We start from the raw sequence: 26,533 nt of genomic DNA, 5'->3' as shown, positions 1-26,533 counted from the left end.
GCAGCGAAGCCGGGCAGGATCAGGGCGGTTTGGTAGGCGAGAGGGCGCTGGCAGGCCTCTGGGCGTTAGTAGGCCAGTGAACGGTCGAGCGCTTCGAGGATCTTGTCGATGTCCGGCAAGTAGTCCTCTTCCACCTTGGCAACGGGATAGGGCATATGGAACCCGCCCACCCGGATCACAGGAGCTTCCAGATGCAAGAATGCCCGCTCGCTGATACGTGCCGCAATCTCACCTCCGATACCGCCAAAAGTGGGGGCCTCGTGGGCGACGATCAGGCGCCCGGTCTTCTTGACCGAGGCTTCAACGGTGTCGAAGTCCAGGGGCGAGATGGAGCGGAGGTCGATGACCTCGATGCTCCGTCCGTCCTCCGTGGCAGCGTTGGCAGCAGCCAAGGCCACGGGCACCAGTGGTCCGTACGCCACGATCGTGGCATCAGTACCTTCGCGGACAACGTGGGCTTTGAACGGGTCCTCGGAAAGGCCGGCATTCTCGACGTCCACTTCACCCTTAAGCCAGTAGCGGCGCTTAGGCTCGAAGAAGATCACGGGATCCTGGCACTCAATGGCTTTCTGGATCATCCAGTAAGCATCGTGGGCGTTGGACGGCGAGATGATGCGCAGGCCGGCGGTGTGTGCGAACAGCGCCTCCGGAGACTCGGAGTGGTGCTCGATCGAGCCGATGCCGCCGCCGTACGGAATGCGGATGACCACAGGCACGGTGAGTTTGCCGAGGCTGCGGGCATGGATCTTGGCCAGCTGCGTGGTGATTTGGTTGAAGGCCGGGTAGACAAAGCCATCGAACTGGATCTCACACACCGGCGAGTAGCCACGCAGGGCCAAGCCGATGGCCGTACCCACAATGCCCGACTCAGCCAGGGGTGTGTCGAGGACGCGTTCGTCGCCAAATTCCTTGATGAGGCCATCGGTGACGCGGTAGACGCCGCCAAGGTGACCGATATCCTCGCCCATGAGCAGGGACTTGGGATTGTTCGTCAGCGATGCGCGGAGACCCTCGTTAATGGCCTTCGCAATGGTCATGGTTGCCATCAGTGARCTGTCTCCTCATCGCTTTCGAAGCCGGCCGAGTATTCCTCGAACCAAGCCAGTTCCTCCGCAATCAGCGGGTGTTGTTCGGCGTAGACGCTGGCGAACGCGTCGCGGATGTCCGGAACTTCAAGGCCATGCGTGGTGCTGCGGACATACTTGGCCAGCTCATCGCCGTCGGCCTTGACCTGGTCAAAGAAAGCTTCGTCCGCCAGCCCTTCGGTGCGCAGGTACATCTCCAGGCGGTCCAGGGGATCCTTCTCGCGCCAGGCAGCTTCCTCGGCGGATTCGCGGTACTTGGTGGGGTCATCAGCCGTGGTGTGTGCGCCCACCCGGTAGGTGTAGGCCTCGATCAGCACCGGGCCGCGGCCCTCACGGGCATGTTCCAAGGCCCACTCGGTGACGGCGTGGACTGCGATCACGTCATTGCCGTCGACCCGGATTCCCGGGAAGCCGTAGCCCTTGGCGCGATTGGCCAGCGGAACCTTGGTCTGGACTTCGGTGGGCACGGAAATCGCCCAGTGGTTGTTCTGGCAGAAGAACACCACCGGTGCGTCGTAGGACGCAGCAAAGACCATGGACTCGTGGACGTCGCCTTCTGAGCTGGCTCCGTCACCGAAATAAGCGATGACTGCGGCTTTGGGGTCTGTGGAATCAGCTGCTGCGGCGAGCTTCTGGTCCCTCTGGATGCCCATGGCATAGCCAACTGCGTGCAGCGTCTGGGCTGCAAGGACCAGCGTGTACAGGTGGAAGTTGTTCTCGCGGGGATCCCAGCCACCGTTGGACACACCGCGGAACTGCTTGAGCAGCTCGGCGAGGTCTACGTTGCGGACCAGCGCGACACCGTGTTCGCGGTACGTGGGAAAGATGTAGTCCTGGGGCTGGCTTGCATGGCCCGAACCGATCTGCGCGGCTTCCTGACCTGTCAGCGGCACCCACAGCGCCAACTCACCCTGGCGCTGCAAGGCGGTGGCTTCTTGGTCGAACCGGCGGATCCTGGCCATGTCGGCATAGAAAACACGCAGCTTCTCGGGGTCGATCCGCTTGGCGTAATCCGAGAACACAGGATCTGAACCCAGCTTTCCGTCAGGGCCTAGCAACTGAACCATGTCCACCGGTTCGCCTGGCGCGGCTGCTGCCGCGGAGGTTGCCGCGAGAGTGTCTTCCGTCCCGGGGGGCAGTTGTGTCGAGCCCATTCCGTCTCCTTGCTTGCCACGGCGGGGCGCCGCGCAATGTCTGTCGCTGGGATATATGCCCGTTCCGGAATGTATTCCGGAACGGGCATATTATTGGCTTTCGTCCCTTACTTTATCGGCAGTAAGTTCGGTTGGCGCATTTGTTAACCGCTAGGAACCCAGCGGTGCATTTGTATAACCTGCACAGAGTTCCAGGAATCGGGTGTTGGCCTCGACCTCACCGATGCTCACCCGAACTCCCTCATTGGCGAAGGCCCGAACGGACAATGCCTGCTCTGCCGCCAAGGCCGCAAACTCGCCACTGTGCTGCCCAAGGTTCAGCCAAACGAAGTTGCCTTGGGCCTCCGGAACGAACCACCCAAGGTCCCGGAGTCCGGCCGTGATACGGTCCCGCTCGTCCACCAGGCTTTGTACCCTTTCCACAACCTGATCAAAATTCTCGATGGAGGTGACGGCTGCGCGTTCTGCAATTTGGGAAACTGCGAAAGGAGTAGCGGTGACTCGGAGGTGCTGAGTGAGCAGGGGACCTGAGACGCTGTACCCAACCCTCAATCCGGCCAGTCCGTGCGCCTTGGAGAAAGTCCGCAGCACCACCACGTTGGGATAGTTGCGGTACAACTTAACGCCGTCCACCGCGCCTGAATCCCGAACGAACTCCTGATACGCCTCATCGATGACCACCACCACGTGTGGGGGTACCGACTGGATGAAGCGCTCGGTTTCCTCTGCGGTGAGGATGGGCCCCGTGGGGTTGTTCGGGGTGCACAGGAGGATCACCTTGGTACGGACAGTGACAGCCGAGGCCATGGTCTCGAGGTCGTGCCGTCCGTCAGCCAGCAACGGGATCTGGACGCTGGCGGCACCTGCGAGGCCCACACAGATGGGGTATGCCTCGAAGGAACGCCAGGCGTAGATGACCTCGTCCTGCTTGCCGTCGTCATTCTGCCCGGCAAACGTTGCGAGAATCTGGTTCAGTGCGCCAAGGCTGCCCGCGCCAGTGACGACATCGTCGGCGGGGACATCAAGGAAGCCGGCAAGTGCGGTGCGCAGCTTGGTGGCGAGTGGATCCGGGTAGCGGTTGATATCGGACTGGTCTGCAATTGCCTGCAACACTGCAGGAATCGGAGGCAGCGGGTTTTCGTTGGACGACAATTTGTAGCTGGTGAGGCCCTCGATCGCAGCGGGGGGTTTACCTGCCGCGTACTTCGGTAGCCTGTCCACGACCGGTCGAGGGAGTACGCCCTCCGGTGCGTTGTCAGTAGTAGTCATGGCTTCAAGCCTACTTGGCTGCTTATGGCTAATGCTGAGCTGATTATCAGCTCCGTGTGAAAGCATGGGCCCATGGGTTCATTCATCATTCGCGTCCTCATTAACGGGCTTGCCCTGTGGGTGGCCACCTGGCTGCTGCAAGGCATGGATATCAGCACCAGCGCCACCGAGAAAGCCGCCACCAACGCAGGCCTCACCCAAGGCGCAGACACCGCCGGCATCATCCTGGCGTACCTGTTCATAGGCCTGATCTTCGGCGTAGTGAACGCGGTGGTCCGCCCCCTGGTCCGGCTGCTGTCCCTCCCGGTCACCATCCTGACGCTTGGCCTGTTCACCGTCGTGATCAACGCGGCGATGCTGTACCTCACTGCCTGGCTGAGCTCTTTCACACCCGTCCACCTCACCCTCGACTCGTTCTTCTGGACCGCCATCCTGGCCTCGCTCATCATCAGCATCATCTCGATGGTGGCCGGCCTGATTCCGGGTACGCGCAAGCGGTAGGAGCAGCGCCTACCGCGTTCCGGCCGCTTTCTTCGTGTCCTGGACCGTCGGCGGCGAGTCAGGCTTCTCCAGCGATGATGAAACCGGCATTGGCGCCCTTTCCATCTTGAATCGCGTCACTCTTGCTACCCCTCCGGCACCCACAACGCCTGCGAATACGGCTGACGAGGCGGCCAGTGACTCGTCATGGCTTGCGGCAACCAGCTCTGCTCCTGCCGCGTAGTTCTCCTGGTCGTGTCCCGGGCCAAGGCCTGCGTCCTGTCCTTCGGGTGTCCTGATCTCGTCTGTCAGCGACACCGTCACCCTGTCTTTCGTGTCGGCGTTCACTTGGCCGTCTGTTCCCGGGACCCAGTCCTGCACATGTTCCAAGTGGAGTGAGGTGATACCTGGCTCCGGGGTAATCCCGCCGACAGGGGCTCCGGCTGTCAGCACATATTTGAGGTCGAACTCGCTGAGAAATGCCTGGTTCTGGCTGAGGTTCATGGCATGCACGCCTCCTTGGCTGTGCCCTACCGCCACAACTTGGTCTCCGGCTTCCGCCCCGGCTTCGCGGAGGGCCTGGCCAACGGCCGGGATCACTTCCTCCGAATCGTAGGCAACAGCCTCGCCGATCCCCGGGATATCGAGCGGGTTCGTGTTGGGCGAGTTGGGTTGAGTTCCAGGTATCAGCACCATCCAGGACGACGAGCCGTCCTGTTCGAACTGGATGACCTCAATCTCGCCGCTGTTACGGGAGTGAAGCCTCTCGAGACGACGAAGGCTTTCTGCCATTGAAGGCTCCACAGGTTCTATGGATTGCTCCATCCTTTCGATGCTCACGTGACGGGGTTGAAGGGCTGCCAGGAGCGGCGACTCCAGAATGCCGTGAAGGGTATCCCTCGCGTTCGTCCAAGGTGGAACTACCACTGCCCTGAGGAGGTTGTGCGTCATGTCCCGGTCAAGGACCCAGGCTGCCCCGGAGCTCCTGAGCTCATCGAGACGCAGCTTCTGCTTGAAACCGTTGCCGGCCTCTACTTTCTGGTAGTCCCGGTGGCTGGCCCGGACGCTCGAGCTGACCTCGACCAACTCCTGACGCACCCGCGCCACGTCCCGCCTGCTCCCGGCCACGGCGTCGGCAGCATTGCGACCGGTGTCAAGGGATTCATACAGATACGGTTCCAGATCATCCTGGACCCGACGTGCCTCGTCTTCGATACCAAGGAGTTGTTGGACCACGTCATCGAGCTGGGTTGCGCCCCGCAGAAGTTCTTCCAACTGGAAAGACATCCCTCCTACCCCGCCCCGTATGGTGAGAATTCCGTCCGGCGCCGGAGATAGAGGCCGGGGTGCTTCACCGGCTCCCACTGGAGCTGAATCAGCCATTACCGGCCCCTCCCGCCCGAGACTGAGACGTTTTGGGAATGACGCAGCATCAAGGCAGCGGCGGTGTCCATGGCCTCACGGGCACGCATCAGCGCGGAAGCGTGCAGGGCAATGGTTGTCCGGTAGGCGCGTCCGGCGGGAGACTGCCAATCGTCCATTTGGGTTCTTCGCAGGGACGTAAGAACAGCATCTACTTGGTCCACGCAGGTCTTGATGCGCCAAGCGAGCCGTTGGACTTCGTGGCTTCGGGAGGCGCACTCCAGGGGGTCGAAAGTGGGCGGGTTGGCTGCAGGCATCAAGCCGACGCTCATGTCCGTGTACTCCATTGATTGTTCTGCTGATCGGTAGGTTCGACGCTACGGAGCGGCAGAACCCAACGGAAGCGCCGACGTCGCGTATGTGGATAACCCGGGGAGCCGTCCACATAGCATCGTCACTGACTCGGGTCCCCTGGCGGAACATGAAAGAATAGGCACCATGGCTGAATCCCCTCGCGTGTCCCTCGCTTCCGAACCTCTCGCCCTTGGCGCCCTTGACGGCCGCTACCGTGCCGCCGTCGCGCCCCTCGTGGACTACTTGTCCGAGGCTGCACTCAACCGCGATCGTGTTCACGTCGAAGTCGAGTGGCTCATCCACCTGACCAGCCAGTCCGTACTGCCGGGCGCCGGTCCACTGTCCGGCGAGCAAGTCGCGCAGCTGCGTGCCATTGTCACCGATTTCAACGCCGCATCGGTCAATGAACTTGCCGAGATCGAAGCTGTTACCGTCCACGACGTCAAGGCCGTGGAGTACTACATCGGCCGCCGCCTGCCCGCCATTGGGATCGAGAACCTGACGGCCATGGTGCACTTTGGCTGCACGTCCGAAGACATCAACAACCTCTCCTACGCTGTAGGCATCAAGGGCGCTGTGGAGGACGTGTGGCTCCCGAACGCTGCCGCCCTCGTCCAGCAGATCGAGGCCATGGCGGAAGAGAACCGCGCCGTGCCCATGCTGTCCCGCACGCACGGCCAGCCAGCTACCCCCACCACGCTTGGCAAGGAACTCGCGGTCATCGCCCACCGCCTGAACCGCCAGCTGGCACGAATCGCCAAGACCGAGTTCCTGGGCAAGATCAACGGCGCCACCGGCACCTACGCCGCCCACGTCGCGTCAGTACCGAGTGCTGACTGGGAAGCCGTCGCGAAGACGTTCGTTGAAGGCCTGGGCCTCACATGGAACCCACTCACCACGCAGATCGAAAGCCACGACTGGCAGGCTGAGCTCTACGCAGACATCGCGCGCTTCAACCGCATCCTGCACAACGTCTGCACGGACATCTGGAGTTACATCTCCATCGGATACTTCCGCCAGATCCCGGTTGCCGGCGCCACGGGTTCCTCCACCATGCCGCACAAGGTCAACCCGATCCGTTTTGAGAACGCGGAAGCCAACCTCGAAATCTCCAACGGCCTCCTGGACACCTTGGGTGCCACGCTGGTGACCTCCCGCTGGCAGCGCGACCTGACGGATTCCTCGTCGCAGCGCAACATCGGTGTCGCCTTCGGCCACTCGCTGCTGGCCATCTCCAACGTCGCCAAGGGCCTCAAAGCCCTCGACGTCGCCGAGGAAGTCCTCGCAGGCGACCTCGACAGCAACTGGGAAGTCCTGGGTGAAGCCATCCAGATGGTCATGCGCGCCGAGGCAATCGCCGGTGTGGAAGGCATGGAAAACCCTTATGAACGGCTCAAGGACCTCACCCGCGGCCAGCGCGTGGATGGCGCCCGCATGCAGGAATTCGTGCAGGGGCTTGGCCTCTCCGCCGACGCCGAGGCACGCTTGCTCGCCCTGACCCCGGGCAAATACACGGGCATCGCCGACAAGTTGGTGGACCACCTGCAGTAAGACCAAACGCACGACGACGGCGGGCAGGGGCTGGGTGCCTCGGCCCGCCGTCGGCGTTAATCGTGTTTTCTCCCGGTTGTTCTGCCGGGATCGAGGGTGGAGTTCCGGGACACGGCGTGTCGGGTCCTTCCGGTGCTTGAGGGGCTGATTGGCTGGGAGTACACGGGGAGGAACCCGGTGCGGCCAGTGCAAACCAGCAAAGCCGGCGCGACCAGCACAGCCGGGGCGAGGCGCGCAACCAGCGCAACGAGCACGGCGGTGCGTCTGACCGCGGGACCCTCTGTGGAAACGGATCAGTGACGACGTAAGGAGCGGAGCACCCATGAAGCTCCTGTTGATCAGGCACGGACAAACGCCCGGGAATGTTGCCGGCCAACTGGACACCGCCTTTCCAGGGCCGGGACTGACCGAACTCGGTGAGCGCCAAGCAGCGGCCCTCCCGGATGCGCTGGCGGACGAAGCCATCGAAGCGCTCTACACCTCCACGCTGCTGCGCACCCAAAGGACTGTCGCTCCCTTGGCGAAGGCCACAGGCTTGGAGCCAGCCATTCTGGCGGGGGTCCATGAGATTGAGGCGGGCGCATTGGAGAAGAAAACAGACCATGAGTCGCACCTCCGCTACATGAGCACAATCTTTGCCTGGACGGATGGCGACTTGGACGTACGGATGCCGGGCGCTTTCAACGGGCACGACTTCTTCGCCCGGTTCGATGCGTCCGTGGAGGAAGTTGTGGCCGCTGGACACTCCACGGCGGCGATCGTCAGCCATGGTGCCGCGATCCGCTGCTGGGCGGGACGCCGGGCGACGGACATCGACACTGTTTTCGCTCAGATCCATCAACTCCCGAACACCGGCATCGTGGCTCTCGAAGGCGACCCCCGGAATGGCTGGAAGGTGCTGCACTGGGACCAGATCCCTGTGGGCGGAATGGCCTTGGCCGATCGAACCGCCGAGGACCCCACGGGCGAGGCCCGTCGGCCCTGATCGGTGTGGTCCTGATTCTGGCGTTGTGAGGCCTGCTCTGCGCCCCACAACGAGTCCGGAGTGCGCAGAGCGGGCCTCACAACGCAGGAAAAGGCCAGCAATTCTCCCGACGCTTACGCGCAGGAAACACCGCGGTAACCACAGCTCCCTAGGCTTAAGACGCATAGACACCTCCCCGAAACCCGGCGAAAAGAGGCAAGATGCAGACCAACCCACGGCTCAACATCCGGCAGGTCACATGGGCCAACCCCGTGGGTGCTGACCTCCGGGCCGCGCAGCAGGCTGAACTCGATGCACGGTTCGGCAGTACGGACCACGAGCCTGGACCTCCTCCGTCGGAAGCAGACACTGCTGTGTTTGTGGTGGCCTACGAGAAATGCTCAGGTCAACCGCTGGGATGCGGCGGGCTGAGGATGCTCGACGAGAAGACTGCTGAGATCAAGAGGCTTTACGTGGTCCCCTATGCCCGTGGTTCGGGTGTGGCGAGCTCCATTCTGGCCGCACTCGAAGCCCAGGCACACTCCCACGGGTTCGGCGTCATCGCAGCGGAGGCGGGTTCGGCCCAGTCTGACGGTCGGAGCTTCTACGAGAGCGCCGGTTTTGCAGCGGTACCAAATTTTGGTCCGTACGTTGGCGTCACAGAATCGTATTGCTACTCCAAGAGGATCGACTCCCACAGCGCATCCCACACGGCAATGGCGTAACTGGGCAGGCGCAACTGGGCGGGCGTGACGTGGAATGGCGCCGCGGGGCAACACATTGATGGCAAGGTCCAGGCTGGGCGTCCGTTCTGGGGCGCAACATCAAGCGGCAGCCGCCGCAGTTCGATAATCTCGGATTATGGAAAAAGCAGACATCACCTTTCGCACCCGTAAATGGGTGCGGCCCGAGGACCTCAACGCCAACGGCACGCTCTTTGGTGGCAGCCTGCTGAAGTGGATCGATGAAGAGGCCGCGATTTACGCCATCCTCCAACTGGGCAATGGCCGGGCCGTCACCAAGTACATCTCGGAGATCAACTTTGTGAGCTCGGCCGTGCAGGGCGACCTGGTCGAGATGGGGCTGACAGCCAAGCGCTTCGGCCGTACCTCCCTGACCATGCGCGCCGAAGTCCGCAATATGATCACCCGTCAGCCCATCCTGACCATCGAGGAAATCGTCTTCGTGAACCTGGGCACCGACGGACGTCCGCAGCCACACGGCTACACGGAAATTACGTACGACCGGGACCGAATCCCCACGCACCACCTGACTGAAACGTTGGACGAGGACTGACCCGACCGGCGTCGTGCGCTGTTGGCCGACCGTCCAGGCCCATTAACGGGTGCTGGCGGCCGCGGGAAGGCGGCCGCCAGCTTGTATTTCCGGTGACGGGAGTGATGCCACCGGAACCTGTGGGGTGCTGACCGAAAGCATCAGCGCGGGTCCATCGTCAGCGCGGAAGCGTCAGCGCCGGTCGAACGTCAGTCCGCCGGGGACCTGGAACGTCGGCATGAGCTCAAGCATGCCCACGTTGACGTGGCGCGGCGTTTCGATGGCGTAGTCCAGGGCGTTCACGATGTCGTCGGTAGTGAGCGACTCGTAGCCCTCGTAGTAGGTCTGCCAGGCCTCTTTCATGGCCTCGGGCGTACCGCCCAGGTTGCGGCCGAAGATCTCGGTCTCCACGCGTCCCGGGCAGATCTCGGTGACGCGGATGCGCTTGCCCACGGTGTCGTTACGGAGCTGGCGGGAGATTTGGTGCACGGCGGCCTTGGTGGCGTGATAGACGGTGTGGCCGTAGAAGTTGTACACGCCGGCGATGGAGCTGATGTTGATGACGTGGCCGAGGTCGCGCTCCACCATGCCCGGCAGGACCAGGCGGGTGAGCTGCAGCAGTCCGCGGAGGTTGACGTCCACCAGCTCATCAATGTCCTCTTCGGAGGAGTCCAGGATGTTACCCGGCCGGGAAACGCCCGCGCAGTTCACCAGGACGTCCACCTTGAGGTCGCTCACGACGGCGGCCAGCGCGGCGGTATCTGTCAGGTCAACCACGTGCGGGACTGCTCCGGTGCGGTCGGCCAGCTCGGCGAGGCGTTCCTCGTTGCGGGCCACGGCGTGGACGGTCAGGCCCCGCTTGGCGAGGCGTTCGGCGATGGCTGCGCCCATGCCGGTTGAGGCTCCGGTGACGAGTGCGGTGGTGTAGTCAGAAAAGGACATTGGGTTCTCCAAAAGGTGGGGAATCGGTGGGGCTCAGTGCGCCGGCCCCGGAGATCCGGCGCACTGCCTTGGTTGATGGAGCGCAGAGGCCGGTGGTGCTACGCGTCGCGCAGCGGTTCGTGGGCGCGGTCCTTGACCGTGCTGACCGCGATGAGCGTGCCGAGCGCGGTAATGACTGCGTAGAACGCCGGCATGTAGATGTTGCCGGTGCTGCCGATCAGCCAGGTCATGAGCAACGGAGCCGTGCCGCCGAACAGTGCGGAGGAAACGTTGTAGCCCAGGCCATAGGCCGAGTAGCGGACACGGGTGGGGAACAGCTCCACGATCAGGATGTGGATGACGGCGGTGTGTCCGGCGAACACGACGGCCATGATGCAGGCACCGAGGATGGCCAGGCCCATTTCACCAGTGGCGATGAGGGCGTAGGACGGGATTCCAAGCACTGCCATGGCAATGGCGGATCCGGCGATGACTTTCTTGCGGCCAACGCGATCCGAGAGGGCTCCCATGAACGGGATGGCGATGCAGATGACAACCAGGCTGCAGGCCGTGACCAGGAGGGCTTCGCCGATGGTGAAGTTCAGCTGCTTGCCCTTGAGGAACGTGGGCATGTAGGAGAACAGGACGTAGTAGCCGGAGCCGTTCATGAGCGGGATGAAGAGGGCCAGGAGCATGGCCCGGCGGTGCTCCTTGGACTGGAAGGCTTCCTTGAGCGGGTTCTTGGAGAGGCCGCCCTCTTCCTTGAGCTTTTCGAAGTTGGGGGTATCGCTGATGGCCTTGCGGATGTACCAGCCGATGATGCCCATGGGGATGGCGACCAGGAACGGGATGCGCCATGCGAACGAACCAAACCCGCCGCCGTCGATGGCTGCCTGGGTGAGCCACGGCGACATGGAGAAGGCAACCAACGTACCGGTCAGGAGTGCCGCGAAGGAGGCGATCTGGGCGTAGGAGGTGATGATGCCGCGCTTGCCATCGGGAGCGTGCTCAGCGAGGAAGGTCATGGCGCCGGCGGCCTCGCCGCCCACGGAGAAGCCCTGGAGGAGCCGCATCAGGACCAAGAGGATGGGAGCCGCGATGCCGATGGCCGCATAAGGGGGCAGCAGGCCGATTCCAGCGGTGGCAACGCTGATCAGGAGAATGACGAAGACCAGCAGCTTTTGCCTGCCGATCCGGTCTCCGAGGTAGCCGCAGACCACCGCTCCCAGCGGGCGGACAAAGAACGACACCGCATAGCCGGCGAAGACGAAGAGCAGTGCGTTGTCCGGGTTGCCCGGGGCCAGGAAGACGAGCGCCAGCGTTCCGGCCATGAAGGCGAAAATGCCGTTGTCGTACAGTTCCACGAAGATGCCAACACAACCTGCGGTGACAACCTTGCGGGTTTGGCGGCTGGTGAGCCGCTCATGCTGCACGGGGGCAGCGTTGGTGCTTGCGGTCATGACTTTTCCTTACTGGGATGAGCGTAGCAATGCCTACTGGTGTGACGACAGGGTTTTAGCTGCATGCCGCAACTGGTAGGTCCTGCCACTGGGGACGGCATCCGATGCCGAGTAGTCCGAAGACGGTGTTGACGGATTCGCGGAGGGTTTCAAGGTGGGCCCGCGAGCGCCGATGGGCGGCAGTTGCTTCTGCCACTGTGGTTCTCCGAAAACGGACTTTGTCCCCTGGCCGCGCTTGGGCCAGGACATCCAGTCCGGTGCTGGTGACTACTGCCAGGACGGGATACCCGGCGGTGACGCCGCGCCCCCGGTGCAGTACCAGCAGCTCTTCCCTGGAGGGAACCTCGACGGCGCCTACTGGCACTCCGCGGGAAAGGACCTCACCGCTTGAGGTTCTTTCCGGAAGGTCTCCGCCGAGCCGCAGGCCAATGTGGTTGCTGCGGCCGCTGACGGCGTACTCCGAGGTGAAGAGCAGTTCACCGGAGTCGCCAAACTCGGCAACGTCCGGTCCGTCGGTCACGTCGACCAACAGGTTTGGGTCCATGCTGGGGCGTTCAAGGCCCAGCCGGAAGAGCGGGAGATCGAAGTAGGGCTGGCGAACCGGGCCAACACTCGTCCGGGTAAGGAGACTGGTGTCCTCCTTGAGTTGGAGCCCGAAGCCCACCACGGTATCCGGCGCCACGCTGCCCAGCAGTGTTTCTGCCTCGATGGAGCCATGGATGGCCAGGTAGGCGCGAAGGCCACGGGTGATCCCGCGGAGGGACACTGTTTCTCCGGCAAGCACCGAGACCGGTTCCCACTGGCTGGCTGGCCGCCCGCCAACGGTCAGTGTGAGCGGGGCGCCGGTGACGGCGATCAGGATGTCGGTGGTGGCCGTCATCCGGAAGTCCAGGGCAGTGATCTCCACCAAGGGATCGTTGTCCAGGTTTCCTGCCAGGATGTTGGCGGCACGGGCTGAATACTGGTCCAAAGCACCATTGACGGGAAGGCCAAAACGCGGTCCGCGGGTCCTGCCGAGGTCCGTGACCACCGAGTTGCCGGGCTGCTGGATCAGGATTTCGCCGGTCATGGCTGCATTCCCAGCTCCGCAGGACGCAACTCAACGGGAGGCATCTCCACAGCAGCCATTTCCATCGGCTCCAATTCCAGACCGGCGTACTGGCTGAAGTCTTCAGCGCGAATCTGCCGGAACCGCAGGATGTCGCCCGGCTTGTAGGGCACCAACGGTTCGCGGCGGATGTTCAAGACCGACAACGGGGTCTGGCCGATGACGCACCATCCACCGGGAGCTACGGCCGGAGCGATGACTGCCTGGCGTCCGGCAACTGCCACGGCACCAGCCGGAACGCTGAGCCGGGGATCCTTGAGGCGGGGCACGGGCTTGGGGAAGGCGGGGCCGTCCATCATGGGAGAACCAGCCGGAGCACCGAGGCAACGCACAGTGTAGGTCTTGTGGGTGTGCAGACGGACGACCTCCTCCACGGAGATTCCCTGGTGCTCAGCAACGCGCTCCAGATCGGGACCGTATTCACCGCCGTACACCACGGGCACATCAAACTCGCGGGGTGCTTGCGCGGATCCCACGGCGTGGCCGAGTTCCAGCAGCCCGAGCTTTACGAAGGCCCGCACCTGCCGGGCAGAAACCAGGATGGGGTCGAATTCCACCAGCACGGAATCGTAGGTGGGAACGGCTCCATGAAGACCTTCGGCTCCGCAGTTTTCCAACCAGTCGGCCAGTCCGTGGACGGTCAGCCAGTTGTGTTCGCTGGCCTCCGAGATGGCCACGACGCGCAGTGCCGAGTCTCCGGATTCGTAGATCTCGGTGGGGGCCGCTGTGAGCACGGACATGTCAGGCCACCTTCTTCTTTGCGCCCATGACCTCGGCTACCGGGGCAATCCGCACACCGGCGGAGAGGAGCTCTGCACGGATCCGGCGTGCCAGGTCAACTGCCCCGGCGTTGTCCCCGTGCAGGAGGAGGGTGTCGACGTCGATGTCCAGGTCCGCGCCGTTGGCGCAGCGGATCTTGCCCTCCATCACCATGCGGAGGGTTCGCTCAACGATCTCTGCGGGATCGTGGAGCACGGCGCCGGGCTGGCTGCGGGGAACCAGGGTGCCGTCTTCCTGGTAGGCCCTGTCCACGATGCCGACGATTGCAACGTCAAGCCCGGCAGCCCGTGAGGCGACAGCCAGTTCACCTTCCTGCGCCACCACAATCAGCTCCGGGTCTACGCGGGCGGCGGCGTCAGCCACGGCCTGGGCGTAGTCAGCGCGGACAGCAACCAGGTTGCCGAGCCGGCCGTGGGGTGCCAGGTGCGTGACCTTGGTGCCGTGGAAGGCTGCGAAGCCGTTCAGCGCACCCAATTGGTACACAACGTCGTTCTGAACCTCGCTTGCAGTGAGGCCCATGTCCCGCCTGCCGAAACCACGCAGGTCCGGAAAGCTCGGGTGGGCTCCGATGCCGACTCCGCGGCGAACGCATTGCGCAACGGTGGCCGCCATGATGTCCGGATCACCGGCGTGGAAACCACAAGCGATATTGGCGCTTGTGACGATCTCCAGGAGTTCGGAATCGTCGCCGATGGTGTAGGCGCCAAATCCCTCTCCAAGATCCGCTACAAGATCAATGATCGGTTTCACGTGGTTCTCTTTCCGTGGTTTGCAATTGATGGGAAATTCACGAGGCCATTTACTGGGCACCATGGAATTTCCGGGAAATGACAGCCGCTGGATGGAATCCGAAGCGTTGCCTGAAGTTCGTCCTAAAAGTCTTGCACCGGTCAAGTACGTTGCACAAAGACCTAATAGCTATCCCGTGATAGCTCTCCGTTATGACCTGCGCCACCTCACCCTGTGGCATGGGTCCCAGAGACTGCCCGCTGGGCGATGCGTCTATATTTGAACATCGGGACCTGCCACCCAAGGGGACTTCCCACCCACGGGGCACGGCTCCCCAGGAAGGTACATCCATGGACACGCGGAAGCTCTCATACTTCGTGCAGATCGTTGATTCGGGGAGCATCACCAAGGCAGCTGCAGCGCTCCATGTTGCCCAGCCGGCCCTCAGCCAGCAGGTGTCTGCACTGGAAAACGACCTCAAGCAACGCCTCCTGATCCGCAGCAAGCAAGGCGTGGAACCGACGGCAGCCGGGCACACGCTCTACCGCCATGCACAGTCGATTCTGCGGCTGGTGGAACAAGCCCGGCAGGACGTCGCGTCCTCCGGCGCAGCCCCCTCCGGCCGGGTCTCCATCGCGATTGCGCCCTACAGCATGGCCTCTAGCCTGACACCCCAGATCATCCGTGAAGTGGGCCGCCGCTACCCGGACATCGTGGTGCATCTGACGGAGATTTTCGGCGGCGTACTGAGCGAGGCCATCAAGAACGGCCGCCTCGACATGGCTCTCATCTATGAGCCTGGAAAGATCCGTGGAGTCCAGTTCACCACCATGATCGTGGAAGACCTGCACCTGGTGGTCCATCCCGATGTGGACATCAGCCACGGCAAGGACACCATCACCCTCGCGGAGGCCAGCACGGTGGGGCTGTTCCTCCCGGAGAAGAACCACACACTGCGTCAGCTCATCGAGAAGGGTTTGGCGGACCAGGACCTTCCCCTGAAACTGGTAGGCGAAGTGGAATCGGTTCCTTCACTGACGAGGCTCATCAGGGCCAACCTCGGCGGGACCGTGCTGCCGAAGTCTGCCGCCGACGCCCTCTTCCCGGACCAGGACTTCAAGGTGCTGCGGATCGTGGAGCCCGGACTGCAGAGCAAGATTGCCCTCTGCACCCCGGACCACGAGCCGCTGTCAGAGGCCGCGTCGGCCGTGCTCCTGGTGGTCAAGGAGATGCTGCATCAACAACTGATCAACAAGTACGGGACCGACCCCGTGCAACTGCCGGCCCATCCATAACAATCGCTTATCCGGACAGACACCTTTGGTCTTATTCAAGGCCGTTGCAATTTCCTATTATCGAATAAGAAAGAAATTCGAAAAAGGCCCACGGGGTTCCGCGGGCAAGTTCAAAGGAAACAACGGTGAAAAAGATCAGCACAGCCGGATGGGTGTCGAATCCGACCCGCGGAACCGTCAGCGCACGAACCGGATTCCATTGCCCAAGAAACGGCTTCTGGCGTCCGGGTGGCGGCATCGGTGAACCCCTCTTCGTCTTCGAAGGCAGCCTGATGCCCGCCCACGCCGGCAGCAGCATCGAATGGCACCTGGTGGACACGCGTCCGGGACACTCAGGGCTTGATTAAGCCCACGCGGGCCCGGCCGAACCCCACAAACCCGGCCACCCGCCGTCGTACCTTCACCAAAGCTCCACCACCATAAGGCGCCCTGCCCCTGGCAAGGCGCCTTTACTGTGCCCAAGTGGGGGTGCCCAAGAATAGGCAAACAGCACGGCAAAGGACCGGCCACCGTCCTGCGGTGGCCGGTCCTTTCGGAAACCCTTAGTCCTCGACCAACAGGCCCTTCTCCTTCAGCTTCTCGGCCAGGCCGCACAGCTCAATGGTGGTGCCGCCGTCGTGGTAGAGCTTGATGAGTTCGCGTTCGTGGTCGTCGCGGGCTTGGGAGAGTGCGATGACTTCCTCGGCTTCTTCGCGGCGCACCACCACCACGCCGTCAGCGTCGCCGCGGAGGATGTCGCCGGGGTAGACGATTTCGTCGCCGAAGACGATCGGGTGGTTGATCGGACCGAGGGTTTCCTTGACGGTCCCCTTGATGCTGACGCTGCCGGAGAAGACGGGCAGGCCGAGTTCGATCAGGTCCTGGGTATCGCGCACGCCGGAATCGGTCACCATGGCGGCGATGCCTTTGGCTTTCATGGCATTGCCCAGGACGTCGCCGAACGTGCCGGCTTCGGCCATTTCCTGCGCACCGACCAGAACCACGTCGCCGGCCTGTGCGTAGTGGATGGCCACTTGGAGCATGAGGTTGTCCTGCGGGGCGCAGGCCACAGTCACGGCCGGGCCGCAGAAGGACATGGACCGGTCGATCGGCTTGATTTTGGAGCTCAAGGCGCCGCGGCGGCCCTGGGCTTCATGGATAGTGGCTGAGGAAAAGGCGGCGAGGCGGCTGACGATGTCGGCATCCGGGCGCTCGAATCTGGTCTTGACGTGGATCATGGTCGGGATCTTTCTGTGAGTCTTAGGACAGGGCGTTGACGGCGTCGCGGATGGAGTCCACGCCGGCGTTGATGGTCTCCAGCGAGGTGGCGAAGGAGATCCGGAAGTAGGGACCCAGGCCGTAGGCCGAGCCCTGGATGACAGCGACGCGGGCAGCGTCCAGGAGGTAAAGCGTGAAATCCTGGTCGTCCTTGATGACGGTGCCATCGGGAGCGGTCTTGCCGATGACCCCGCCACAGTTCACGTAGGCATAAAAGGCGCCTTCCGCCGGCGCAACAGACAGTCCGTCGATGGCATTCAAGCCCTCGACGGCGGCGTCCCGGCGCTTGCGGTACACCTCCACGCTGTCGCGGACGAAAGTCTGGTCACCGTTCAACGCCGCTACCGCGGCAGCCTGGCTGATGGACGACGGGCAGGACGAGGTTTGGGACTGCAGCTTGTTCATGGCGGCGATCAGAGGAGCCGGTCCCACGCCGTAGCCGAGCCGCCAGCCCGTCATGGCGTAGGCCTTGGAGACGCCGTTGACCAGCAGGATGCGGTCCTTGAGAACCGGTGCGGCGGTGACCAGGCTGGTGACGCGGCCGTCGCCGAAGTGGATTTCGTCGTAGATCTCGTCAGTGAGGATGTACACCTGTGGATGCTGCTCCAGGACTGCGCCGAGGGCCCGCAGTTCGTCGCGGGTGTACACAGCGCCGGTCGGATTGGACGGGGCATTGAGGATGAGCCACTTGGTCTTGGGGGTGATGGCCTTTTCCAGGGCGTTCGGCGTGAGCTTGAAGCCCACCTCTTCGCCGCACGGGACGATCACGGGAGTGCCGTCGTTCGCCAGCACCATGTCCGGGTACGAAACCCAATATGGCGCGGGGACGATCACCTCGTCCCCGTCATTCAATGACGCCATCAGGGCAACGTAGAGGACCTGTTTGGCGCCACCGCCGATGGTCAACTGGTTGCGCTCATAGTGATGTCCGGTGTGCCCCTCGATTGTGCGCAGGATGGCGGTTTGCAGCTCAGGGGTACCCGTCACCGACGTGTACTTGGTCTCGCCGTTGTTGATCGCCTCGATGGCGGCGGCCTTGATGTGGTCCGGGGTGTCGAAGTCCGGCTCGCCAACGGTCAGGTCGATGATCGGGATGCCTTCAGCCTTCAGTTCGCGGACGCGGGCGGCCGCGGCGACGCTCGCTGAGGACTTGATGCGGGTGACCCTCGACGCCGGCAGGTACTCGGACATGTCTCCTCCAGGAATATGGAACTCAGGACATGCGGATTCGCGTGTCCCCTTTTTCGAGACTAGGGATTCGCGCGGGCTGTGGATAAGACCTAATGTGCGTGGATCTATAAGGGGGGCTTATGACGCATCTTCCATGCACTTTGCTTATGGGCTCACGCTGTATTGGTATTTCCTCACCCGGGCCATCGACGCCTACATTCGAGGGATCACAAGGACCTGTTCCGAACCGAAAAGGGAGCCACTATGCCACCCCGAACCCGCTCAGCCCCCGCCGTTTCCCCTCAGGGCCGCTCAGCCACCGGAAGGTACACCTACAGGGCCAAGGCACAGCGCCCGCAAGCGCAGGAACACACGGAACACGCCACTCTGGCACACGCGCTGGGAGTTCATCGGCAGCTCATCTCGCATGCGGCCAGCGCTATCCGTAACCTGAGCGCGGCCAGAAACGAGCTGATAGCACAGGCCATCGAGGACGGGCTCAGCCTGACCACCGTTTCGGCCATCACGGGTGAGAACGTCAAAGCGGTCAGGACCATCGCTTTGGCTTATGACGACCTCCACCCCAGCGGACTCCCGCGCGATGCGCACGTGACGGCTTTGACGGCGAAGAGCGAGTCGTTGAAAGCAGCAGAAAACCACCGGGAGCAGATCACCGAACGCCGCGAGGCCCTCATTGTGATGGCCCTCCGGAACCAGGTCTGCGATGATCTGGAGCTCGCCTCACTGACCGGCCTCACCCCGGACCACATCCGCCGCGCGAGCCGGGGAATCACCCACCCGTTGAACCGGGCCCAGCAGCAGGGTAAAACGGAGGGATGAGCGACGTGAACTCTTGGATGGACCAGTACGAACGCGCGTGAACCTCAAACGACCCCGCAGAAATCAGGGCACTTTTCACGGAGGACGCCGTCTACAACGACCGCCCCAACACGGCGAAACCGTGGAACGGCCACGAGGAAATCGTGAAAGCGTGGGCGGACGCCGGTGACAGGCCTGAGGACTGGACCTTCGAATGGACGCTCTTGGGCAAGGACGGCGACACGGCCTTCGTCCAAGGCCTGACCACCTACCTCAACGGCGACCCCACCTATGACAACCTGTGGGTCATTCGATTCGCCGAGGACGGCCGCGCCCGTGAATTCACTGAGTGGTACATGGCCCGCAAGTAGCTAGCGGGGTTTGTACAGGACGTTGGGGTGGATCTGGGTCCAGCCGTCGTATTTCGGCCGGCCGGCATCCACGCCATCGTTGATGAGCGTCGCTTGTGAATCGTCAAAGCCAGTCAGAGTGATGATTTCCTCGCCTGTCGCCAACGCTGCGCAACCTGCCCGCCACCGCCCCGGGAGTCCTACAGGCACCGAAATCAAGCAGGCGGACCCTCCAGTGGAACTCTTGGCCGCGAAGTACTCCACATCGTCATACGTTGTCAGCAACCGGGCCGACCCCGCTTTGATGTCCGTATCCACACTGATAAGGCTTACGGTCTCCGGAAGTTCGTCCTCCGCCGTCGCTTCCCGTGCCAGGACGTCCGGGCCAGTCGGTGACGAACAACCGGCCAGTCCGAGCACAGCAACTACGGCAATTACAGCTAACCCACGACGATTCACGGCTCTGCCCCCTCAGGCTCTCGTTCCATCGAGCCTAGCCCACCATCTACCCCGGGCTGGAACAGGTCAGTAGCTTTCGCGGTCAGCCGTTTCAGACACGGGAATGTATGTTGACGCGAATCCTTCCGACGCGCGGGCCAGCACCGCAACGTCGGCGCCGACCAGCACAAAGGAGGCACCGGCGTCGAGATAGGCGCGGGCGGTTGACTCGTTGAAGGCGTTCACGCCGGCAGGCTTTCCGGCCGCTTTGGCGGCTGCGAGGCAGTGCTCGACGACGGCCCTCACCAAGGGATTTTCCTGCTGTCCCAGCAGGCCCATGGAAGCAGCGAGGTCCGAGGGGCCGAGGAATATGCCGTCAACACCGTCGACGGCCAGGATCTCTTCCACCGCAGACGCCGCAGCCTCGGATTCGATCTGGACCGTGAGGCTGATGGTCTCCGAGGCCGTCGCCAAGTAGTCCGGAACCCGGTTCCATCGGGACGCCCGGGCCAACGCCGAGCCGACGCCCCGGACCCCATGAGGCGGATACCGGACAGCGGCCACCGCGGAGGCGGCCTCAAACGCCGAGTTCACCATGGGAATGAGCAGGTTCTGCACACCGAGGTCCAGGTATTGCTTGATGACCACGGTGTCGTTGACGGGTGGCCGGACCATGGCCTGCACCGGGTAGCCACTCACGGCATGAAGCTGGGCCAGGATGGATTCCAGTCCGTTGGGACTGTGCTCGGCGTCGATCAGGACCCAGTCCAGGCCGGATCCGGCGCAGATTTCTGCAACCAAGGGGCTACCGGAACACACCCACATGCCAGCGAGCGGCCGGCCCGCCTCAGTGAGCGCCGAGTAGAAAGTGGGGCCTAGCTGAAGTGGCATGTCACAACTCCCAACGGTCCGTAGTCAGCGTGCACGGTATCACCTTTGTACACCCAGAGCGGGCGGGTAAACGAGCCCGCCAGGATGATATCTCCGGCTTTCATGGAGTCCCCGTGCGCGGCGATCTTGTTGGCCAGCCAGTGCACGCCGTTGGCCGGATGATCCAGCACTCCGGCTGCCACTCCGGTCTCTTCCACGGTCTGGTTTTTGTACAGGATGGCGGACACCCAGCGGAGGTCCACGGCGTCGGGCCGCACCGGGCGACCACCCACCACCATGGCCCCCATCGCGGCGTTGTCCGAGATGGTGTCCACGATGGTCCGGCCCTCCATTTCGATCCTGGAGTCCAGGATCTCGAGGGCCGGAACCACGTAGTCGGTGGCGTTGAGGACGTCGAAAATCGTGCAGCCGGGCCCTTTGAGACCGGACTTCAGCACGAAGGCCAACTCCACCTCAACCCGAGGGTGGGTGTATTTGTCCCACTCCACGGAGCATCCCGTTTCCAGGACCATGTCATCGAAAATGGCACCGTAATCCGGTTCGGTGATCCCGGTGGCTGCCTGCATGGCCTTGGACGTGAGGCCGATCTTCCGCCCCACCAACGTGCGCCCGGCTTCCTCGTTCCGCCGCCTCCACAACTGCTGCACGGCGTAGGAATCCTCCACCGTCATGTCGGGGTAGCGGGCGGTCAGTCGCGGGACCGGCTTGCGGTTGCGGCCGGCTTCGAGGAGCTCGTCGGCAATGGCTTCGATCGTCTTCGCGTCCAACATGGCCTAGACCTGCGCCCCCAGCTTGAACCCCTCAGCCGCATCCGAGGAGCCGTCCGGACGGGTGTAGGAGAAGCCGTCGGCGCCCACGGTGACGGCCATTTCGGACTTGTCCTCGCGTTCGATGATGGGCTGCGGGTTGCCGTCGAGGTCCAGGACCAGGGAGGCCTCAGTGTACCAGGACGGGACCACGGGGTTGCCCCACCAGTCGCGGCGCTGGTTGTCGTGGACATCCCAGGTGACGGTGGGGTTGTCCGGGTCGCCGGTGTAGTAGTCCTGGGTGTAGATCTCCACGCGGTGGCCGTCCGGGTCCAGGATGTAGAGGTAGAACGCGTTGGACACACCGTGGCGACCGGGGCCGCGTTCGATCCGGTCGGAGATGCGCAGGGCACCCATCTTGTCGCAGATCTGGATGATGTTGTGCTTCTCATGCGTGGAGAACGCGATGTGGTGCAGGCGGGGTCCGTTGCCACCGGTCAGGGCGGTATCGTGCACGGTCTGCTTGCGGTGCATCCACGCGGCGTACGTCACGCCGTCGGAATCCTTGATGTCCTCGGAGACGCGGAAGCCGAGGTCCTCCAGGTACTTGCGGCCGCGCGGGACGTCCGGGGTGACCTGGTTGAAGTGGTCCAGGCGGACCAGTTCGCCGGCGGAGTAGAGGTCGTAACGCTGGGTGAGGCGTTCGACGTGCTCCACGTCGTAGAAGAACTCGTACGGGAAGCCCAGCGGGTCTTCCACGCGGACGGAGTCGCCAACGCCCTTGGTGAAGCCTTCCTTGCGGCGCTCCACCCGGCAGCCCAGTTCACGGTAGTAGGCCTCGGCGGCGTCCACCTCCGCCGGGGACTTCACGCGGTAGGCGAAGGCTGCTGCTGCGGCCACAGGGCCCTTGCGGAGGACCAGGTTGTGGTGGATGAACTCCTCGAAGGAGCGCAGGTAGATGGTGTTCTCATCTTCCTCGGTGACGTGCAGGCCCAGGAGGTCCACGTAGAACGCGCGGGACTTGGCCAGGTCCGTGACCACCAGTTCCAGGTAGGCGCAGCGGACAATGTCCGGTGCCGGGACGGTGGGGGTAGGGATGGGGCCGGTGAAGTTGCTCATGGGATTCTCTCTTCGTTGAAAGGGTCAGTGGGAAGCTTTTAGGCGCCGAATTTAGGCGTATGAACGGATCCGAGCGTGATGTGCACGGCCTGCTGGTCGGTGTAGAAGTCGATGGAACGGTAGCCACCCTCGTGGCCCAGGCCGGACGCTTTCACGCCACCGAACGGAGTGCGAAGATCGCGGACGTTGTGGCTGTTGAGCCACACCATGCCGGCCTCCACGTTCTGGGAGAAGTTGTGGGCCCGTGTCAGGTTCTGGGTCCAGATGTAGGCCGCGAGGCCGTACTTGGTGTTGTTGGCCAAGGCGAGGGCTTCGTCGTCGTTCTCGAAGGGCGTGATGGCCACGACGGGACCGAAGATTTCCTCCTGGAAGATCCGCGCGTCAGGCGCGACGTCGGCAAACACCGTGGGTGCGATGTAGTTGCCTTCGGGCAGGTGGTCAGGTCGGCCGCCGCCGGCCAGGAGCCTGCCTTCGGACTTGCCGATCTCCACGTACGACGCCACCTTGTTGTAGTGCTCGGGGTGAACCAGGGCACCCACCTGGGTCTTGGGATCGTGGGGATCGCCCACCACGATGTTCTTGGCCCGGGCGGCGTACTTCTCGCAGAATTCGTCGTAAATGGCCCGCTCAACCAGGATGCGGGAACCGGCGGTGCAGCGTTCGCCGTTGAGGGAGAACACCCCGAACAGTGCCGAATCGATCGCGGCGTCCAGGTCGGCGTCGGCGAACACGACGCACGGGGACTTGCCGCCGAGCTCCATGGACAGGCCCTTGAGGTTGGCTGCGGCGTTGCGGAAGATGGTCTGGCCCGTGGTGGTCTCGCCGGTGAAGGAGATCAGCGGCACGTCCGGGTGCTTCACGAGCGCGTCGCCGGCTTCTTCGCCCAGGCCGTTGACCAGGTTGAACACGCCGTCGGGCAGGCCCGCATCCTTGAAGATCTGCGCCCACAGCGACGCGGACAGCGGGGTGAACTCGGCCGGCTTCAGCACCACAGTGTTGCCTGTTGCCAATGCCGGAGCGAGCTTCCAGGACTCGAGCATGAACGGGGTGTTCCAGGGCGTGATCAGGCCTGCGACGCCGATCGGCTTCCGGTTCACGTAGTTGATCTGCGAGCCCGGGACCTTCATGGCGTCGTCGAACTGCGCCACGATCAGGTCCGCGAAGAAGCGGAAGTTCTCGGCAGCTCGGAGCGCCTGGCCTTTGGCCTGGGTGATCGGCAGGCCGGTATCAAACGTCTCCAGCTCGGCGAGGCGGGCTTCCTGGGCCTCGACGGCGTCGGCGATCTTGTTCAGCACCCGGGCACGCTCGCGTGGCTTCATTTTCGGCCAGGGACCGTTGACGAACGCCTCGCGGGCAGCAGCCACAGCAAGGTCGATGTCTTCTTTCTGGCCCGCAGCAGCCGTGGCGTAATTGCCGTTGGATACCGGATCCAGGACGTCGAAGGTCTTGCCGGATACCGAATCAACGAACTCGCCGTTGATGAAGTGCTGGATGTGGGAGGGCAGGTTCTCGGGGATGTAGTGCTTGGCGGTCTCTACTGAGGTCGTCATCGTTGAAGTCCTAACTAGCGATCAGTGGTTGGTAGTTATTGCTTGGCTTGGGCCAGGTACGCATCCAGGGTGGAAGCGCGGTGCTGGCGGGCTGCCTTTTCGATGGTGTCGGCGTCTGCACCGCTCTCGATGAGCTGCAGCAATGCTTCGTGTTCGCGCACCGATTCCTGCGCGCGGCCTGGGACAAACCGGAAGGTCGAGGACCGGATGGACGCCAGCCGGTTCCATCCCCGGTGGACCAGGTCAAGAATGTGCGGGTTGGGGCAGTGTTCAAACAGGACACTGTGGAAGTCCTGGTTCAGCGCGGTGAATCGGACGGGATCAAAGTGTTCCAGGCACTCCCGCATTTCCTCGTTCACCGCACGGGCCCGGGCAATGGAGACCGAGTCGATCAGCGGCGCGGACAACGCGGTGGCCGCGCCTTCCACGATGCTCAGGGTCTGCATCGTGTAGAGGTACTCGGTGGGGTCGATCCCGGACACCGTAGCGCCCACGTTCCGTTCGAACTTCACCAGTCCTTCGGCTTCCAGGCGGCGAATCGCTTCGCGGACCGGGACCACGCTGAAGCCCAGGTCCTCGGCGATCTTGGCGAGCACCAGCCGGTACCCCGGCGTGTAAGCGCCCTCCACGATGCGCGCCTTCACGGCGGCGTAGGCCTGTTGGGACTTGCTTTGGGCTGCGGCGTTTTCGACGGCGGTACTTCCGACGGCGGTCTCAGTCACTGTGGGCTCCTTGCCGGCTCTGCCATTCCTCGAAGCGTGCCTGCCATTCCTTGTTCATGGGGTACAGCCCGTCCACGCTGTTGCCTTCCTGAACCATCTGGAAAATGAAAGTCTCTTCCTTTTCCTGGGCGATGCAGTCGTCCGCCAGCTCTTCGGCGATGGCCGGCGGGATCACCAGAATGCCGTCCGAGTCGGCCACGATGATGTCCCCCGGCTGGACCGTGGCCCCGCCGCAAGCGATGGTGATGTCCGTATCCCACGGAATGTGACGGCGTCCCAGCACAGCCGGGTGCGGGTTGGCGAAGTACGTCGGCATCTGCAGATCGGCCACGGCCGAGTAGTCCCGGACGCCACCGTCGGTGATGATGGCAGCAGCTCCGCGGACCTGGGCACGCAACGCCAGGATGTCCCCCACCGTGCCCGTGCCCTTCTCGCCGCGGGCTTCCATGACCAGGATTTCGCCCTCGTTCACGGAGTCGATGGCGCGCTTCTGGGCATTGAACCCACCGCCGTGGGACTTGAAGAGGTCCTCGCGGTTGGGCACATAGCGCAGGGTCCGGGCCAGTCCCACCACTTTGCGGTCCGGGCGGGTAGCCTGCAGGCCGTCGATGCTCACGTTGTTCAGCCCGCGCTTGCGGAGCTGGGAAGACAGGGTGGCGGTCGCGACGCTTTCAAGTTTCGCCTTCAGCTCCGGCATCAGGACGCTCGCGGCAGGCGCCAGTCCAGCGGCTTCGCGGGATCCGTACGCTTCTTCCCGCTGGGTGTCATCAGTCTTGGGCCGGGCACCAAAGTCCGCGAACGGCGTCGTGCCTTCCGTGACTTTGGTGGCCAGACGGCCGCTGCTGAAGCCGCCGCCGGTGACTTCAATTTCGACGACGTCACCCGGCTTGGCAACGGAGGCGCCGGCGGGGGTGCCGGTGAGGATGATGTCGCCCTCTTCGAGGGTGAGCAGCTGCGAGAGGTCCGCGACGAGTTGGGCGAAGGGGAAGAGCAGGTCCTCGGTGGTGTCGTCCTGGACGAGGTCCCCGTTGTGCCAGGTGCGGATCCGCAACCGGGCCGGGTCCACGGCGTCGGCCGGAATCAGCGCCGGGCCAACGGGGGTGAAACCGTCGCCGCCCTTGGACCGGACGTTGGAGCCCTTGTCTGCGTAGCGGAGATCGTACACACCGAGGTCGTTGGACGCGGTGACCCACTCGACGTGGCTCCACGCGTCTTCCAATTCCACGCGACGGGCGGTCTTGCCGATCACCAGCGCGATCTCGCCCTCATAGCCCAGCAGCTCACAACCGGCCGGACGCTCAACCGTGCCGGGAGCGTCCGCGGAGCCGAGCGCCAGGGACGAGGACGGCTTCAGAAAGTACGACGGCTGCTCAGGAGTCCGTCCCCGCTGGGCCGCACGGCTGGGGTAGTTGATGTGGACGGCAATGACTTTGCGCGTCCGGGCCAGCATGTCCTGGCTGACTTCCTGGGTCCGGAACTCCAGTGTCACGGCGCCTCCTCTTCCTCGAGCTGCATCAGGTACGAAATCGTATACGATAACTATGAACCGTGAATGTGACCCGCGTCAACCCCCTGCCCAGACCCAACTAAGTCGCAGCAGATGCCGTTTTCAGCGCTGAGAACGGCATCAACTGCGACTTACGTGGGGGATGCTGGTACTTGGGCGAGTGCAACGGGAGGGGAG

At 63.4% G+C, this 26,533-nt stretch carries 27 protein-coding genes and 1 pseudogene; 9 read left to right on the top strand and 19 right to left on the bottom strand.

The annotated features are described in order from the left end of the window. Positions 1-65 precede the first annotated feature (65 nt). From AB4Y77_RS15940 to AB4Y77_RS15930, 3 genes are all read right to left on the bottom strand, one after another. Complete coding sequence (locus AB4Y77_RS15940) at positions 66-1,046, bottom strand: alpha-ketoacid dehydrogenase subunit beta (RefSeq protein ID WP_311211965.1); 981 nt, start codon at positions 1,044-1,046, stop codon at positions 66-68. Further along, a complete protein-coding gene (gene pdhA / locus AB4Y77_RS15935; protein ID WP_442014591.1) occupies positions 1,046-2,239 on the bottom strand; it encodes a pyruvate dehydrogenase (acetyl-transferring) E1 component subunit alpha in 1,194 nt (397 codons plus the stop codon). Before pdhA ends, AB4Y77_RS15940 begins: the two co-directional genes overlap by 1 nt. A 150-nt stretch (positions 2,240-2,389) precedes the next feature. Beyond that, on the bottom strand, positions 2,390-3,508 hold the full coding sequence (locus tag AB4Y77_RS15930; protein WP_311211963.1) for a histidinol-phosphate transaminase: 1,119 nt from the start codon (positions 3,506-3,508) through the stop codon (positions 2,390-2,392). Positions 3,509-3,580: 72 nt separating this feature from the next. Between AB4Y77_RS15930 and AB4Y77_RS15925 the strand changes: the two genes are divergently transcribed. Further along, positions 3,581-4,009 (top strand): phage holin family protein, encoded by a 429-nt coding sequence (locus AB4Y77_RS15925; protein WP_311211962.1) that lies wholly within the window; start codon positions 3,581-3,583, stop codon positions 4,007-4,009. A gap of 9 nt (positions 4,010-4,018) precedes the next feature. Here the strand turns inward: AB4Y77_RS15925 and AB4Y77_RS15920 are convergent, their stop codons facing one another. Both AB4Y77_RS15920 and AB4Y77_RS15915 read right to left on the bottom strand, forming a co-directional pair. Further along, positions 4,019-5,275 carry a hypothetical protein gene (locus AB4Y77_RS15920; RefSeq protein ID WP_311211961.1) on the bottom strand — a complete coding sequence of 419 codons (1,257 nt, stop codon included), beginning with the start codon at positions 5,273-5,275 and terminating at the stop codon, positions 4,019-4,021. A gap of 95 nt (positions 5,276-5,370) precedes the next feature. Beyond that, positions 5,371-5,682, bottom strand: a complete 312-nt coding sequence (locus AB4Y77_RS15915; protein WP_311211960.1) for a hypothetical protein — start codon at positions 5,680-5,682, stop codon at positions 5,371-5,373. A 166-nt stretch (positions 5,683-5,848) separates the two neighbouring features. Between AB4Y77_RS15915 and purB the strand changes: the two genes are divergently transcribed. From purB to AB4Y77_RS15895, 4 genes are all read left to right on the top strand, one after another. Then, positions 5,849-7,255: an adenylosuccinate lyase gene (gene purB / locus AB4Y77_RS15910; protein WP_311211959.1), complete on the top strand. Its 1,407-nt coding sequence runs from the start codon at positions 5,849-5,851 to the stop codon at positions 7,253-7,255. Between the two features lie 322 nt (positions 7,256-7,577). Beyond that, on the top strand, positions 7,578-8,240 hold the full coding sequence (locus AB4Y77_RS15905; RefSeq protein ID WP_311211958.1) for a histidine phosphatase family protein: 663 nt from the start codon (positions 7,578-7,580) through the stop codon (positions 8,238-8,240). 200 nt (positions 8,241-8,440) lie between these two features. After that, positions 8,441-8,944: a GNAT family N-acetyltransferase gene (locus AB4Y77_RS15900; protein WP_311211957.1), complete on the top strand. Its 504-nt coding sequence runs from the start codon at positions 8,441-8,443 to the stop codon at positions 8,942-8,944. Positions 8,945-9,080: 136 nt separating this feature from the next. Continuing rightward, entirely contained in the window at positions 9,081-9,515 is a 435-nt protein-coding gene (locus AB4Y77_RS15895) for an acyl-CoA thioesterase (protein WP_354232557.1), read from the top strand. Positions 9,516-9,686: 171 nt separating this feature from the next. Here the strand turns inward: AB4Y77_RS15895 and AB4Y77_RS15890 are convergent, their stop codons facing one another. The 5 genes from AB4Y77_RS15890 to AB4Y77_RS15870 all read right to left on the bottom strand — a co-directional run bounded on the left by AB4Y77_RS15890 (position 9,687) and on the right by AB4Y77_RS15870 (position 14,513). Continuing rightward, positions 9,687-10,436: an SDR family oxidoreductase gene (locus tag AB4Y77_RS15890; protein WP_311211956.1), complete on the bottom strand. Its 750-nt coding sequence runs from the start codon at positions 10,434-10,436 to the stop codon at positions 9,687-9,689. 98 nt (positions 10,437-10,534) lie between these two features. Beyond that, a complete protein-coding gene (locus tag AB4Y77_RS15885) occupies positions 10,535-11,875 on the bottom strand; it encodes an MFS transporter (RefSeq protein WP_442014590.1) in 1,341 nt (446 codons plus the stop codon). Between the two features lie 55 nt (positions 11,876-11,930). Continuing rightward, positions 11,931-12,944 carry a biotin-dependent carboxyltransferase family protein gene (locus AB4Y77_RS15880; protein WP_442014589.1) on the bottom strand — a complete coding sequence of 338 codons (1,014 nt, stop codon included), beginning with the start codon at positions 12,942-12,944 and terminating at the stop codon, positions 11,931-11,933. After that, on the bottom strand, positions 12,941-13,723 hold the full coding sequence (locus AB4Y77_RS15875; protein WP_442014588.1) for a 5-oxoprolinase subunit B family protein: 783 nt from the start codon (positions 13,721-13,723) through the stop codon (positions 12,941-12,943). Before AB4Y77_RS15875 ends, AB4Y77_RS15880 begins: the two co-directional genes overlap by 4 nt. 1 nt (position 13,724) lies before the next feature. Continuing rightward, the gene (locus AB4Y77_RS15870) at positions 13,725-14,513 is read right to left on the bottom strand and encodes a LamB/YcsF family protein (protein ID WP_311211952.1); all 789 of its coding nucleotides are present in this window, start codon (positions 14,511-14,513) and stop codon (positions 13,725-13,727) included. Positions 14,514-14,842: 329 nt separating this feature from the next. Here AB4Y77_RS15870 and AB4Y77_RS15865 point away from each other — a divergent pair, with 329 nt between their 5' ends. Together AB4Y77_RS15865 and AB4Y77_RS15860 are read left to right on the top strand one after the other, a co-directional pair. Next, on the top strand, positions 14,843-15,787 hold the full coding sequence (locus AB4Y77_RS15865; RefSeq protein ID WP_311211951.1) for a LysR substrate-binding domain-containing protein: 945 nt from the start codon (positions 14,843-14,845) through the stop codon (positions 15,785-15,787). Positions 15,788-15,912: 125 nt separating this feature from the next. Beyond that, complete coding sequence (locus AB4Y77_RS15860) at positions 15,913-16,134, top strand: hypothetical protein (RefSeq protein WP_311211950.1); 222 nt, start codon at positions 15,913-15,915, stop codon at positions 16,132-16,134. A gap of 195 nt (positions 16,135-16,329) precedes the next feature. Here the strand turns inward: AB4Y77_RS15860 and AB4Y77_RS15855 are convergent, their stop codons facing one another. Both AB4Y77_RS15855 and AB4Y77_RS15850 read right to left on the bottom strand, forming a co-directional pair. Beyond that, a complete protein-coding gene (locus tag AB4Y77_RS15855) occupies positions 16,330-17,004 on the bottom strand; it encodes a 4-carboxy-4-hydroxy-2-oxoadipate aldolase/oxaloacetate decarboxylase (RefSeq protein WP_442014587.1) in 675 nt (224 codons plus the stop codon). A 22-nt stretch (positions 17,005-17,026) separates the two neighbouring features. Further along, positions 17,027-18,235, bottom strand: a complete 1,209-nt coding sequence (locus tag AB4Y77_RS15850; protein ID WP_311211948.1) for an aspartate transaminase — start codon at positions 18,233-18,235, stop codon at positions 17,027-17,029. A gap of 243 nt (positions 18,236-18,478) precedes the next feature. Between AB4Y77_RS15850 and AB4Y77_RS15845 the strand changes: the two genes are divergently transcribed. After that, complete coding sequence (locus tag AB4Y77_RS15845; protein WP_442014586.1) at positions 18,479-19,054, top strand: hypothetical protein; 576 nt, start codon at positions 18,479-18,481, stop codon at positions 19,052-19,054. A gap of 17 nt (positions 19,055-19,071) precedes the next feature. Further along, positions 19,072-19,404 (top strand): annotated as a pseudogene (locus tag AB4Y77_RS15840) (nuclear transport factor 2 family protein). Here AB4Y77_RS15840 and AB4Y77_RS15835 read toward each other — a convergent pair. From AB4Y77_RS15835 to AB4Y77_RS15805, 7 genes are all read right to left on the bottom strand, one after another. Beyond that, entirely contained in the window at positions 19,405-19,842 is a 438-nt protein-coding gene (locus AB4Y77_RS15835; RefSeq protein ID WP_442014585.1) for a hypothetical protein, read from the bottom strand. It abuts the pseudogene before it with no gap. Positions 19,843-19,908: 66 nt separating this feature from the next. Further along, entirely contained in the window at positions 19,909-20,712 is an 804-nt protein-coding gene (locus AB4Y77_RS15830) for an HpcH/HpaI aldolase/citrate lyase family protein (protein WP_311211944.1), read from the bottom strand. After that, complete coding sequence (gene hpaH / locus AB4Y77_RS15825) at positions 20,697-21,482, bottom strand: 2-oxo-hept-4-ene-1,7-dioate hydratase (protein ID WP_311211943.1); 786 nt, start codon at positions 21,480-21,482, stop codon at positions 20,697-20,699. Before hpaH ends, AB4Y77_RS15830 begins: the two co-directional genes overlap by 16 nt. A 3-nt stretch (positions 21,483-21,485) precedes the next feature. Then, complete coding sequence (gene hpaD, locus AB4Y77_RS15820; protein ID WP_311211942.1) at positions 21,486-22,577, bottom strand: 3,4-dihydroxyphenylacetate 2,3-dioxygenase; 1,092 nt, start codon at positions 22,575-22,577, stop codon at positions 21,486-21,488. A gap of 38 nt (positions 22,578-22,615) precedes the next feature. Beyond that, positions 22,616-24,127 (bottom strand): 5-carboxymethyl-2-hydroxymuconate semialdehyde dehydrogenase, encoded by a 1,512-nt coding sequence (gene hpaE / locus AB4Y77_RS15815; protein WP_144652317.1) that lies wholly within the window; start codon positions 24,125-24,127, stop codon positions 22,616-22,618. Positions 24,128-24,162: 35 nt separating this feature from the next. Further along, the gene (locus tag AB4Y77_RS15810) at positions 24,163-24,849 is read right to left on the bottom strand and encodes a GntR family transcriptional regulator (RefSeq protein WP_261609840.1); all 687 of its coding nucleotides are present in this window, start codon (positions 24,847-24,849) and stop codon (positions 24,163-24,165) included. Then, entirely contained in the window at positions 24,842-26,338 is a 1,497-nt protein-coding gene (locus AB4Y77_RS15805; RefSeq protein ID WP_442014584.1) for a fumarylacetoacetate hydrolase family protein, read from the bottom strand. Before AB4Y77_RS15805 ends, AB4Y77_RS15810 begins: the two co-directional genes overlap by 8 nt. Between the last annotated feature and the right edge of the window lie 195 nt (positions 26,339-26,533).

This window comes from Paenarthrobacter sp. YAF11_1, assembly GCF_052113445.1.
Taxonomy (GTDB): domain Bacteria; phylum Actinomycetota; class Actinomycetes; order Actinomycetales; family Micrococcaceae; genus Arthrobacter.
Note: the sequence above shows the minus strand (reverse complement) of the source record. Positions and strands in the feature narration are given on the sequence as shown.

Bases quoted from the DNA above. Each gene is read 5' to 3' on its own strand.
- AB4Y77_RS15940 (WP_311211965.1), bottom strand. From the start codon at position 1,046: ATGGCAACCATGACCATTGCGAAGGCCATTAACGAGGGTCTCCGCGCA.
- AB4Y77_RS15930 (WP_311211963.1), bottom strand. From the start codon at position 3,508: ATGACTACTACTGACAACGCACCGGAGGGCGTACTCCCTCGACCGGTC.
- AB4Y77_RS15925 (WP_311211962.1), top strand. From the start codon at position 3,581: ATGGGTTCATTCATCATTCGCGTCCTCATTAACGGGCTTGCCCTGTGG.
- AB4Y77_RS15920 (WP_311211961.1), bottom strand. From the start codon at position 5,275: ATGTCTTTCCAGTTGGAAGAACTTCTGCGGGGCGCAACCCAGCTCGAT.
- AB4Y77_RS15915 (WP_311211960.1), bottom strand. From the start codon at position 5,682: ATGAGCGTCGGCTTGATGCCTGCAGCCAACCCGCCCACTTTCGACCCC.
- purB (WP_311211959.1), top strand. From the start codon at position 5,849: ATGGCTGAATCCCCTCGCGTGTCCCTCGCTTCCGAACCTCTCGCCCTT.
- AB4Y77_RS15905 (WP_311211958.1), top strand. From the start codon at position 7,578: ATGAAGCTCCTGTTGATCAGGCACGGACAAACGCCCGGGAATGTTGCC.
- AB4Y77_RS15900 (WP_311211957.1), top strand. From the start codon at position 8,441: ATGCAGACCAACCCACGGCTCAACATCCGGCAGGTCACATGGGCCAAC.
- AB4Y77_RS15895 (WP_354232557.1), top strand. From the start codon at position 9,081: ATGGAAAAAGCAGACATCACCTTTCGCACCCGTAAATGGGTGCGGCCC.
- AB4Y77_RS15890 (WP_311211956.1), bottom strand. From the start codon at position 10,436: ATGTCCTTTTCTGACTACACCACCGCACTCGTCACCGGAGCCTCAACC.
- AB4Y77_RS15885 (WP_442014590.1), bottom strand. From the start codon at position 11,875: ATGACCGCAAGCACCAACGCTGCCCCCGTGCAGCATGAGCGGCTCACC.
- AB4Y77_RS15880 (WP_442014589.1), bottom strand. From the start codon at position 12,944: ATGACCGGCGAAATCCTGATCCAGCAGCCCGGCAACTCGGTGGTCACG.
- AB4Y77_RS15875 (WP_442014588.1), bottom strand. From the start codon at position 13,723: ATGTCCGTGCTCACAGCGGCCCCCACCGAGATCTACGAATCCGGAGAC.
- AB4Y77_RS15865 (WP_311211951.1), top strand. From the start codon at position 14,843: ATGGACACGCGGAAGCTCTCATACTTCGTGCAGATCGTTGATTCGGGG.
- AB4Y77_RS15855 (WP_442014587.1), bottom strand. From the start codon at position 17,004: ATGATCCACGTCAAGACCAGATTCGAGCGCCCGGATGCCGACATCGTC.
- AB4Y77_RS15850 (WP_311211948.1), bottom strand. From the start codon at position 18,235: ATGTCCGAGTACCTGCCGGCGTCGAGGGTCACCCGCATCAAGTCCTCA.
- AB4Y77_RS15845 (WP_442014586.1), top strand. From the start codon at position 18,479: ATGCCACCCCGAACCCGCTCAGCCCCCGCCGTTTCCCCTCAGGGCCGC.
- AB4Y77_RS15830 (WP_311211944.1), bottom strand. From the start codon at position 20,712: ATGCCACTTCAGCTAGGCCCCACTTTCTACTCGGCGCTCACTGAGGCG.
- hpaH (WP_311211943.1), bottom strand. From the start codon at position 21,482: ATGTTGGACGCGAAGACGATCGAAGCCATTGCCGACGAGCTCCTCGAA.
- hpaD (WP_311211942.1), bottom strand. From the start codon at position 22,577: ATGAGCAACTTCACCGGCCCCATCCCTACCCCCACCGTCCCGGCACCG.
- hpaE (WP_144652317.1), bottom strand. From the start codon at position 24,127: ATGACGACCTCAGTAGAGACCGCCAAGCACTACATCCCCGAGAACCTG.